The organism is Roseateles sp. GW821-FHT09G03 (assembly GCF_059416045.1).
In genome coordinates this window covers 108568-119597 of sequence record NZ_JBWKOK010000003.1, presented here as the reverse complement: position 1 = coordinate 119597, position 11030 = coordinate 108568, and the positions used below count along the sequence as shown (strand labels likewise).

At 68.6% G+C, this 11030-nt stretch carries 9 protein-coding genes; 3 read left to right on the top strand and 6 right to left on the bottom strand.

Annotated elements, in window-relative coordinates; genetic code table 11:
- Positions 1 to 9: 9 nt before the first annotated feature.
- Positions 10 to 981, bottom strand: coding sequence for an alpha/beta fold hydrolase (locus AC07OZ_RS12780; RefSeq protein WP_495467481.1), 972 nt, complete (start codon positions 979 to 981; stop codon positions 10 to 12).
- Between the two features lie 271 nt (positions 982 to 1252).
- On the opposite strand from AC07OZ_RS12780, the gene AC07OZ_RS12775 reads away from it, so the two are divergent.
- Positions 1253 to 1897, top strand: a complete 645-nt coding sequence (locus AC07OZ_RS12775; protein ID WP_495467480.1) for a response regulator — start codon at positions 1253 to 1255, stop codon at positions 1895 to 1897.
- Positions 1898 to 1946: 49 nt separating this feature from the next.
- Positions 1947 to 2702, top strand: coding sequence for a GNAT family N-acetyltransferase (locus tag AC07OZ_RS12770; protein ID WP_495467479.1), 756 nt, complete (start codon positions 1947 to 1949; stop codon positions 2700 to 2702).
- On the opposite strand, the gene AC07OZ_RS12765 is transcribed toward AC07OZ_RS12770, so the two are convergent.
- Positions 2662 to 2925, bottom strand: coding sequence for a VF530 family protein (locus tag AC07OZ_RS12765; RefSeq protein WP_495467478.1), 264 nt, complete (start codon positions 2923 to 2925; stop codon positions 2662 to 2664). The two genes, AC07OZ_RS12770 and AC07OZ_RS12765, sit on opposite strands and share 41 nt — an antisense overlap.
- A gap of 119 nt (positions 2926 to 3044) precedes the next feature.
- Here AC07OZ_RS12765 and AC07OZ_RS12760 point away from each other — a divergent pair, with 119 nt between their 5' ends.
- Positions 3045 to 3530 carry a hypothetical protein gene (locus tag AC07OZ_RS12760; RefSeq protein ID WP_495467477.1) on the top strand — a complete coding sequence of 162 codons (486 nt, stop codon included), beginning with the start codon at positions 3045 to 3047 and terminating at the stop codon, positions 3528 to 3530.
- A 107-nt stretch (positions 3531 to 3637) separates the two neighbouring features.
- On the opposite strand, the gene metE is transcribed toward AC07OZ_RS12760, so the two are convergent.
- From metE to acnD, 4 genes are all read right to left on the bottom strand, one after another.
- Positions 3638 to 5929, bottom strand: a complete 2292-nt coding sequence (gene metE / locus AC07OZ_RS12755; protein WP_495467476.1) for a 5-methyltetrahydropteroyltriglutamate--homocysteine S-methyltransferase — start codon at positions 5927 to 5929, stop codon at positions 3638 to 3640.
- A 192-nt stretch (positions 5930 to 6121) separates the two neighbouring features.
- Positions 6122 to 6985: an isocitrate lyase/PEP mutase family protein gene (locus AC07OZ_RS12750; protein ID WP_067278390.1), complete on the bottom strand. Its 864-nt coding sequence runs from the start codon at positions 6983 to 6985 to the stop codon at positions 6122 to 6124.
- Between the two features lie 68 nt (positions 6986 to 7053).
- Positions 7054 to 8265, bottom strand: a complete 1212-nt coding sequence (prpF, locus tag AC07OZ_RS12745; protein ID WP_495467475.1) for a 2-methylaconitate cis-trans isomerase PrpF — start codon at positions 8263 to 8265, stop codon at positions 7054 to 7056.
- Positions 8266 to 8340: 75 nt separating this feature from the next.
- A complete protein-coding gene (gene acnD, locus AC07OZ_RS12740) occupies positions 8341 to 10989 on the bottom strand; it encodes a Fe/S-dependent 2-methylisocitrate dehydratase AcnD (protein ID WP_495467474.1) in 2649 nt (882 codons plus the stop codon).
- Positions 10990 to 11030: the final 41 nt, after the last annotated feature.

The following is an 11030-nucleotide window of genomic DNA, read 5'->3' as shown; positions in this document are numbered from 1 at the left end:
GGACCCGGCTCACTTCAGGAACTCGACGAGCGCACCCATCGTGACCTCCGGGGACTCTTCCATGATCCAGTGGCCGGCGCCCTTCACGATGCGGCCGTCGACCGACTCCGCGACCAGGCGTCCCTGCGCGATCAGGAACTCGCCCGAGGCCTTCTCGCCGGTGAGCACGAGCATCGGCATCTTCAGCTTCGTCTTCGACATCGCCTCGAAGTCCTTGGCATCCTGCTCGAAGGCCTTGAAGTAGCCGAAGCCCGCGTGCATGCCGCCCGGCTGTCCGTAAGCCGCCGCGTAGAACTTGCGGTCGGCTTCCGGGATGGACTTCGTCTTGTCCGCGGCGAAGTCGTTCCAGAAGTGCTCGAAGTAGATGCGCTCGCGGCCCGCGACCAGCTGCTCGGGCACCTCGCCATAGAAGTGGAAGTGCCACAGGTCGCGCAGCAGCCACACCTTGGTCCAGTCGCCGACGCCGGGCAGGAAGGCGTCCAGCAGGGCGATCTTCTCGACCTCGTCGGGGTACTGCGCCGCGTAGGCGTAGGCCACCATCAGGCCGATGTCGTGGCCGACGATCTTCACCTTCTTGTAGCCCAGCTGCTGCGTCAGCGCGTGGATGTCCTGGGCCAGCAGCTTCTTCTCGCCGGGACGGTCGATCTTGCCGGAGCCGCCCGCGCCGCGCAGGTCCACCGCGATGACGGGGCCGTCGGTGGCCAGGCGCGGCATCAGCGGACGCCACATCCGGCTGGTCTGCGCGTAGCCGTGCAGCAGCACGATGGGCGTGGCGTCGCCGGAGCCGGCCGTCAGGTAGTGGAGCTTCACGCCGTTCACGGTGGCGTCGCGTTCGACGATGGGGGCAGGTCTTGCCTTCGACGCGGCGGTCGACTGGGCCATCGCCGGAGAAACCGCGACGAGAGCGCCGACGGCGGAGATCGCGGCGCCTCCCGCAAGGAGCAGCGCCGCGACGGTGCGGCGGGTGGCGGTCATGGTCATGAGGAATTCCTTCAGGCGGGCAAGGGGTTGCCGGGTGGAGTGGGACCTGCGCCCATTCAGCGAGGTGCCGGTGATGTTCGCCACGGCCGGCTTGCGCCGCCATGCCGGATAGGAGCCCCGCCGCCTCCCTCTTTCGTACAGGGTAGGCGGCTGGTGGCGGGGCTTCCACACGCTGTCACCGGTGGGCGGCGGCATCTCCCGAAGGAGAGATCCCCCTCCCCTCACGAACGGGCAGAGTCCCCGCGGAAAGGATGCAGAGAGGATGCCCGCCATGACGACCCCACTGCCGAAGCACGACCGGACGATCCGCGTGATGACGGTGGACGACCACCCGATGCTGCGCGAGGGCTTGGCCGGCGCGATCGAGCTGCAGCCCGACATGCGCCTGGTGGCGGAGGCGCAGGACGGCGCGGAGGCGCTGGCGTCCTTCCGCCGCTGCCTGCCGGACGTGACGCTGATGGACGTCCGGATGCGAACGATGGACGGCATCGCGGCGCTGAAGGCGATCCGCGGCGAATTCCCGGCGGCGCGCATCGTGATGCTCAGCAGCTTCGGCGCGCCGGCCCAGTTGCTGGAGGCGGCGCAGGCCGGCGCGGCGGGCTACCTGCTGAAGGAGACGCTGCGCAAGGACCTGCTGGACACGATCCGCGCGGTGCATGCCGGCGGCCGGCGCTTCCCGCCCGAGCTCGCCATGCAGCTCGCCGAGCATGTGGCCGATCAGCACCTGACCGGGCGCGAGACGACGGTGCTGAAGCTGGTGGCCGAAGGCCGCTCGAACAAGCGTATCGGCGGCCAGCTGGACATCGCCGAGGGCACGGTGAAGGCGCACATGAAGAGCATCCTCGGCAAGCTCGCCGCGAGCGATCGCACGCATGCGGTCACGATCGCGGTGAGACGCGGGATCATCGATCTCTGAACCATCACGCGGTCCGGCGACATCGGCGGCCAGGGTGGGCATGTTGGCCATGGCCACCGTGGCGGGATATGACCTTCTGCGCGCCAGCCCTGTGCAGAAGATGATGTGCCGGATGCACCCACTCACCTCGACTTCGACTGGCGCTCCTGAAATCGGCGCGCTCGATCCATCGGCCGCCGCCCGGGCGTGGGCCTGCGGATGGGCGATTTCCCGCAGCACGCCGGCGCCGGTCGAACGCCCCGGCTACTTCCAGATCCACGTCGGGAAGCCGGATCAGGTCACGCGCTACGTCGTTCCTCGCTTCGATGCCGAAGCGTTTCGAAGGCTCGTCGCCGCCGAGGCCGGTCCCGGAGTCTGGTTGAAGGTCTGCGCTCCGTCACAGGACGTGTCGCCCCTGCTTTCCAGCGACTGGACCGTTCATGCGCCTGAGTTCCTGATGAGCGTCACGCTCGCAGGAAGCGACGGCCTGGTCGTTTCCGGCTACCGCGTTCAGATCGAGCGGATGGGTGCGATCGCATTGGCAACGGTCGTTGCCGACTCGGGGGAACTGGCGGCGAGCGGCCAGGCCGCCGTCGACGGCGCGTTCGCGACCTTCGATCAGATCGTCACCGCGGAAGCCCACCGGAGGAAGGGGCTGGGTCGGCTCGTCATGGCGGCGTTGTCCCATGCCGCCCTCGAGCTCGGCGCCCGGCACGGCGTGCTGGTCGCCACTGAGGCGGGCGCCGCGCTGTATCAGACGCTCGGCTGGGCGATGGTCTCGCCGGTCACGGCCGCGTCGTGTTCCGCCGCCGCTCCCGCAGCATGAACAGGTAGAGCCCTTCGACCTTCTCCCGCGCCCACGGCGTCTTGCGCAAGAACTTCAGGCTGGACTTCACGCTGGGCTCGAAGGCGAAGCAGCGCAGCGGGATGCGCTCGTCGAGGCCGTCCCAGCCGTATTCGGCGGCCAGCTCGGTCACGATGGTTTCCAGCGTCAGGCCGTGCAAGGGGTTGCGGGGTTGCTCGGGCGGCGGCGGGGCGGAATCGGTCATGGATGGATTGTCGCCGGTCACAGGCGGATCGCCGCCGGATCGCGCCGCATCCCCGTGATCGTCGCGAAGGCCGCCCGGGCCACGCCGGGGTGCTCCCGCCCGCGTGGTACCTTCATCGCATGAGCACGAATTCTCCCGACGAAGAACGCCCCATCATTCAAGAGCCGCGCACGTGGCAGGACGAGCGCTGGACCGCGCAGGTCATCAAGAACGAGGACGACGAAGGCTGGGCGGTCGCCATGACCCTGATCGGCGAGTCCGAGCCTGCGCTGGTCGGCCCCTGGACCATGGGCCGGGACAAGAAGAACCCGAAGCCGCTGGATGCCGCCGCGTTCCACACGCTGGTGAAGACGGCCTCCGAGGTGCTGCGCCGTCATGAGCAGCAGCTGCACGCGCGGCTGCACAAGAGCGTCAAGCTGGACACGGACAACGGCCGCGTGCAGGTGCTGCTCGACATCGTTCCCGATGAAGACAACCCGTACGCGACGCTGACCGCGCTGAACGACGACGGCGAGCAGCTCGCGCAGGTGCGCGTGGCGGCGGGCTTCAAGTTCAACGAGGCGAGCGCCGCGGCTTGGGTGGAGAACGACTTCCTGAAGCCCTGACGTCGGTTCGTGCGTGAGGCTGCTGGCCCTCACCCCTGCCCTCTCCCGCAAGCGGGAGAGGGAGAAAGAAGGGCGCTGGCGTAGCGCCCTCTCCTGCTGGAAGAAGTTCAGACCGACTGCCGCAGCGTCCTCGCCGCCGCGACCATGTTCGTCAGCGCCGGGATCACTTCCGCCCACTGACGGGTCTTGAGCCCGCAGTCCGGATTCACCCAGAGGCGCTCGGCGGGGATGCGCTCCGCCGCCTTCCTCATCAGTTGCACGATGTGCTCCTGCGTCGGGATGTTGGGCGAGTGGATGTCGTAGACGCCCGGGCCGATCTCGTTCGGATACTTGAAGTCGTCGAACGCGTCGAGCAGCTCCATGTCCGAGCGCGAGGTCTCGATCGTGATCACGTCGGCGTCCATGTCGGCGATGGACGCGATGATGTCGTTGAACTCCGAATAGCACATGTGCGTGTGGATCTGCGTCTCGTCCGCCACGCCGTTGGCGGTGATGCGGAAGGACTCGACGGCCCAGTCCAGGTACTCGCTCCACTGCGACTTGCGCAGCGGCAGGCCTTCGCGCAGCGCGGCCTCGTCGATCTGGATCACGCGCACGCCGGCCTTCTCCAGGTCCAGCACCTCCTGCCGGATCGCCAGCGCGAGCTGCTTGCACGACACCGAACGCGGCTGGTCGTCGCGCACGAAGGACCAGTTCAGGATCGTCACCGGCCCGGTCAGCATGCCCTTCATCGGCTTGTCGGTCAGCGACTGCGCGTAGCGGGTCCACTCGACCGTCATCGCCTTCGGACGGCTGATGTCACCAAACAGCACCGGCGGCTTCACGCAGCGCGAGCCGTAGCTCTGCACCCAGCCGAACTGCGTGAACACGTAGCCCTCGAGCTGCTCGCCGAAGTACTCGACCATGTCGTTGCGCTCGGCCTCGCCGTGCACGAAGACGTCCAGGCCCAGCGCTTCCTGCTCGTTGACGCTGCGCTCGATCTCGGCGCGCATCGCCGCCTGGTAGCCCGCTTCGTCGAGGCGGCCGGCCTTGTACTCGCTGCGCGCGTGGCGGATCTCGCCGGTCTGCGGGAACGAGCCGATGGTCGTCGTCGGGAAGGCGGGCAGCTTCAGCAGCGCGGCCTGCTTCGCGGCGCGCTGGGCGTATGCGGCCTGGCGCTGGCCGAGCTTTGCATCGATCGCGGCCACCGCGGCCTTCACCGCCGGGTTGTTGACGCGCGGCGAGCGGCGACGGGCTTCGACGGCATTGCGGTTGGCATCCAGCTCCGTTTGCACGGAGGCGCGGCCGCCCTTGAGCGCACGGCCCAGCAGGTCCAGCTCCGCCAGCTTCTGCAGCGCGAAGGCGAGCCAGGACTTCACTTCGGCATCGAGCTTCTGCTCGCTCGCGAGGTCCACCGGCACGTGCAGCAGCGAGCACGACGGCGCGATCCACAGGCGCTCGCCGAGCGTCGCGGCGACCGGCTCCAGCCAGTCGAGGACGGCGTTCAGATCGCTCTTCCAGATGTTGCGGCCGTTGATCACGCCCAGTGAGACCACGCGGTCTGCCGGCAGCGCCGCCGTCAGCGCGGAGACTTCATCGCGCGCGTTGACGGCGTCCAGGTGGATGCCCTGCACCGGCAGGCTGGCGGCCAGCGCCAGGTTGTCCTTGAGTTGGCCGAAGTAGGTCGCCAGCAGCAGCTTCACACCTGACCCCGACAGCGCCGCGTAGGCCGTCTTGAAGGCCTGCGCCCAGCCGGGCTCGAGGTCGGTCACGAGGATCGGCTCGTCGATCTGCACCCATTCCACGCCCTGCTCGGCGAGCGTCTTCAGCAGCTCGGCGTAGACCGGCAACAGCAGGGGCAGCAGTGAGAGGCGGTCGGAGTCGTCCTTCGACTTGCCCAGCGCGAGGTAGGTCACCGGACCGACGATCACCGGCTTGGCCTTCACGCCTTGCACCTTCGCCTCGAACAGCTGCGCCAGCAGGCGCGAGGCGTCGAGCTTGAACGTCGTCGTCGCGTCGAACTCGGGAACGATGAAGTGGTAGTTGGTGTCGAACCACTTGGTCATCTCGCCGGCGGCGACACCGCCGCAGCAGTGCGAGTGAGCCTCGGCGCTCTCGGCGGAGCGGCCGCGGGCGACGCGGAAGTAGTTGTCCAGCGTGTTGCCGTGGAAGTCGCGCACACGCTGCGGCAGGTTGCCGAGCGTGAAACTCATGTCCAGCACCTGGTCGTAGAACGAGAAGTCGCCGACGGGCACCAGGTCCAGCGCCTGCTGGTCGGCCCAGTGCTTCGCGCGCAGCTGGACGCCGAGGGCGAGGAGCTCATCGCGCGTGGACTGGCCCTTCCAGTAGGCCTCCTGGCCGAACTTCAGTTCGCGCTTGGCGCCGATGCGGGGAAAGCCGAGGTTGTGGATAGTGGTCATGGAGAGGCTCCCTCCCGGGAGATCGACTGCTGAAAAGTCCCGAAGCGTAGGGACCCTTCTCCATGACGTAAAACGATATTAATTCAAGATAACTTGAATGGGATTCATCACTGAACCGCTTCCAGCGCCCTTCCTTCTCCCTCTCCCGCTTGCGGGAGAGGGTCGGGGTGAGGGCTGCGGTCGTTGGAGTCCTCAGGTGTACTTCTTCTCCAACGCATCCCACTCCGGCTTGTTCACCAGACGCTGGCGCTCGGCGAATGGGATCACCAGGTTGGGGTCCTCGTCGATGCGGCGCTGCGTCTTGAGCACGCCCAGCGCCTTCTGCATCCCGGCCACCGCGCCCTGCAGCGCCGCGTTGGCATACAGCACCACGCCGTAGCCCATCTGCTGCAGTTCGCCCGCATCGGTGATCGGCGTCTTGCCGCCGATCACCATGTTCATCAACTGCGGCGTCGACAGACGCTGCGGCAGCGCGCGGATCTCTTCCGCCTTCGTCACCGCCTCGACGAACAGGATGTCCGCGCCGGCTTCGGCGAAGCGCTGCGCGCGCTCGATCGCGGCCTCGAAGCCCTGCGTCGCGCAGGCATCCGTGCGGGCCATGATCAGGAAGTCCGGATCGCGCCGCGCGTCCACCGCCGCCTTGATCTTGCTCACGGCTTCCTCGGTCGAGATCACTTCCTTGCCGGTGAAGTGCCCGCAGCGCTTGGGCGCCACCTGGTCCTCGAGCTGGATGCAATCCGCGCCGGCGCGTTCCAGCACGCGCACCGTGTGGCGCACGTTCAGCGCGTTGCCGAAGCCGGTGTCGGCGTCGACGATCAGCGGCAGGTTCACCGCGTCGCGGATGCGCGCGGTGTGGTCGGCGATCTCGGACAGGCCCATGAAGCCCTGGTCCGGCAGGCCGAACCACATGTTGGTCACGCCGGCGCCGGTCACGTAGATCGCCTCGAAACCGAGGTCCTCGATCACCTTGGCCGACAGCGCGTTGAAGGCGCCCGGCACCAGCACGCCACGGCGTTCGTTCACCAGCGCGCGCAGCGTCTTGCGGGTCGATGTCATGTCAGTTCTCTTTGATGTCTGAAGTCGAATTCGATACGGAGGTCGATGGCGAGATCAACGGGAGCCGATCACAGCGCCTCGGCCGGCACGCGCACGGTGCCTTCCATCAGGATGCGCGCGCTGCGGCTCATCACCGCCTGCGTCACGCGCCATTGGCCGTTCTCCTGAACGGCCTCCGCGCCGACGCGCAGCGTGCCGGACGGGTGGCCGAAGCGCACCGCCGGCAGCGCCTTGCCGCCCGCGGCCTCGCACACCAGCGTGCCGGGGATCGCGGCCGCGGTGCCGATGGCCACCGCCGCCGTGCCCATCATCGCGTGGTGCAGCTTGCCCATGGACATCGCGCGCACCAGCACGTCGATGTCGCCGGCCTCGACGGTCTTGCCGGCCGACGAGCGATAGGTCGACGGCGGCGCGACGAAAGCCAGCTTCGGCGTGTGCTGACGGGTCTTCGCCTCGTCCAGCGTCTTGATCAGGCCCATGTGCAGCGCGGCGTGCGCGCGGATGGCCTCGAGCCGCTTCAGCGCGGCAGGGTCGCCGTTGATCGCGTCCTGCAGCTCGGTGCCCGAGTAACCCAGGTCCTTCGCATCGACGAAGACCGCCGGGATGCCCGCGTTGATCAGCGTCGCGCGCAGCTGGCCGCCGGGAACGAGGTCCTCCGGCATCGTCAGCACATCCACGACGTTCCCGGTCGGGAACAGCGCGCCGCCGGCGTCGTCGCCATCGGCGTCGTCATTGCCCGGATCGAGAAAGGCCAGCTCGACCTCCGCCGCCGGGAAGGTCACGCCGTCGAGCTCGAAGTCGCCGCTCTCCTGCACCTGCCCGTCGCGCATCGGCACCTTGGCGACGATGGTCTTGCCGATGTTGGCTTGCCAGATGCGCACGGTGGCGATGCCGTCGCGCGGCAGCGTCGAGGCATCGATGAAGCCCGCCTGGATCGCGAACGGTCCGACCGCCGCCGACAGGTTGCCGCAGTTGCCGGACCAGTCGACCAGCGCGGTGTCGATGGCCACCTGTCCGAACAGGTAGTCGACGTCGTGACCGGGCCGCGTGCTGCGCGAAATGATCACCGTCTTGCTGGTGCTCGACGTCGCGCCGCCCATGCCGTCGATCTGCTTGCCGTAGGGATCGGGGCTGCCGATGACGCGCATCAGCAGCCGGTCGCGCGCGGCGCCAGGCACGCGCGCGGCCTCGGGCAGATCTTCCAGGCGGAAGAACACGCCCTTGCTGGTACCGCCCCGCAGGTAGGTCGCGGGGATCTTCACTTGAGGGAGAAAACTCATGACTGCTTCCGTCGTTGTTCCCGATGTTCACGAGGTTCGCGGTGCTCGCGAGGTTCCGTCGAGCACCGCGCGACCTCAGGCCGCCTCGGCCGCCGCCAGGAAGTCCTGCGCGAAACGCTGCAGCACGCCGCCGGCCTGGTAGACCTCGACCTCCTCGGCGGTGTCGAGGCGGCAACGCACCGGCACTTCGATGCGCTCGCCGTTGCGGCGGTTCACGATGACCGTCAGCGTCGCGCGCGGCGACAGCGCACCCTGCACGTCATAGGTCTCCGAGCCGTCCAGGCCGAGCGTGAGTCGCGTCGTTCCCGCGAGGAACTCCAGCGGCAGCACGCCCATGCCGATCAGGTTGGTGCGGTGGATGCGCTCGAAGCCTTCGGCGACGATCGCCTCGACGCCTGCGAGACGCACGCCCTTCGCCGCCCAGTCGCGCGACGAGCCCTGCCCGTAGTCCGCGCCGGCGATGATGATCAGCGGCTGGCGGCGCTCCATGTAGGTCTCGATCGCTTCCCACATGCGCACGACCTGACCCTCGGGCTCGATCCGGGCGAGCGAGCCGGCGATGACGTTGCCGTCGGGGTCGCGGACCATCTCGTTCTTCAGCGTCGGATTGGCGAAGGTGGCGCGCTGCGCGGTCAGGTGGTCGCCGCGGTGGGTGGCGTAGGAGTTGAAGTCCTCTTCCGGCAGGCCCATCTTGGCGAGGTACTCGCCGGCGGCGGAGTCCATCATGATCGCGTTGGACGGCGACAGGTGGTCGGTGGTGATGTTGTCCGGCAGGACCGCCAGCGCGCGCATGCCGCGCAGCGTGCGTTCGCCGGCCAGCGCGCCTTCCCAGTAGGGCGGACGGCGGATGTAGGTCGACTGCGCGCGCCAGTCATACAGCGGCTCGGTCTTCGTCGTCGACGCCGCGGTGATCGCGAACATCGGCTCGTAGACCTTGCGGAACTGCTCCGGCTTCACGCTGGAGCGCACCAGCGCGTCGATCTCGTCGTCCTCGGGCCAGAGGTCCTTCAGGCGGATCTCGCGTCCCTCGACGACGCCGAGCACGTCGCGTTCGATGTCGAAGCGGATGGTGCCCGCGATCGCGTACGCGACCACCAGCGGCGGCGAGGCCAGGAAGGCCTGCTTGGCGCGGGGGTGGATGCGGCCGTCGAAGTTGCGGTTGCCCGAGAGCACGGCGGTGGCGTAGAGGTCGCGCTCGACGATCTCGCGATCGATGGCGGGATCCAGCGCGCCGGACATGCCGTTGCACGAGGTGCAGGCATAGGCGACGACGCCGAAGCCCAGCGCTTCCAGGTCGCCGAGCAGGCCGGCTTCCTCGAGGTACAGCGTGACCGCGCGCGAGCCGGGCGCCAGCGAGGTCTTGACCCACGGCTTGCGCGTCAGGCCGAGGCGACGCGCATTGCGCGCGAGCAGCGCCGCGGCGATGACGTTGCGCGGGTTGCTCGTGTTCGTGCAGCTGGTGATGGCCGCGATGATCACGGCGCCGTCAGGCATGCGGCCGGGTTCTTCGGTCCACGGACCGGCGATGCCGCGCTCGGTCAGCGCGGAGGTCGGCAGACGGCGGTGCGGATTCGACGGGCCGGCCATGTTGCGCACGACGCTGGCCAGGTCGAACTTCAGCACGCGCGGGTAGACGACGCCCGACAGCGTGTTGCCCTCTCCCGACCACAGGCCGGCGGCCTTCGCGTAGGTCTCGACGAGCTGGACCTGCGCTTCCTCGCGCCCGGTCAGGCGCAGGTAGGTCAGGGTCTGCTCGTCGATCGCGAACAACGCGGCGGTGGCGCCGTACTCGGGCGCCATGTTGGAGATGGTGGCGCGGTCGCCGAGCGTGAGTCCGGAGACGCCTTCGCCGTAGAACTCGAGGTAGGCGCCGACGACCTTTTCCTTGCGCAGGAACTCGGTGAGCGCGAGCACCAGGTCGGTGGCGGTGATGCCGGGTTGGCGGCGGCCGGTGAGCTCGACGCCGACGATGTCGGGCAGGCGCATCCACGAGGCGCGGCCGAGCATCACGTTCTCCGCTTCCAGCCCGCCGACGCCGACGGCGATCACGCCGAGCGCGTCGACGTGGGGCGTGTGGCTGTCGGTGCCGACGCAGGTATCGGGATAGGCGACGCCGCGGTCCACGTGCACGACCGGCGACATCCGCTCCAGATTGATCTGATGCATGATCCCGTTCCCCGGCGGGATCACGTCGACGTTGCGGAACGCTGTGCGGCACCACTCGATGAAGTGGAAGCGGTCCTCGTTGCGGCGGTCCTCGATGGCGCGGTTCTTCTCGAAGGCTTGAGGATCGAAGCCGCCGCACTCGACGGCCAGCGAGTGGTCGACGATCAGCTGCACCGGCACGACCGGGTTCACCTTGGCGGGATCGCCGCCCTGATCGGCGATCGCGTCGCGCAGGCCGGCCAGGTCCACGAGCGCGGTCTGGCCCAGGATGTCGTGGCAGACCACGCGCGCCGGGTACCAGGGGAAGTCGCGATCGGCCTTGCCGTCGGCGAGCTGCAGCAGGCTCGCGTCGAGGTCGGCGGGCTCGCAGCGGCGCACCAGGTTCTCGGCGTGGACGCGGGCGGTGTAGGACATGCGTTCCCACGCGCCGGGGCGCAGCGCCTCGACGGCGGCGCGCGCGTCGAACCAGTCGAGCGCGGTGCCGGCCAGCGGCTTGCGCCAGGTCTCGTTGAGCGGGATTGCGGAGGCGATGGTGGGTGCGGGCGTCGTGGCTGGCATCTCTGAAACTTCTCTCATGCGGTCATCGCGGTCGACGGGAT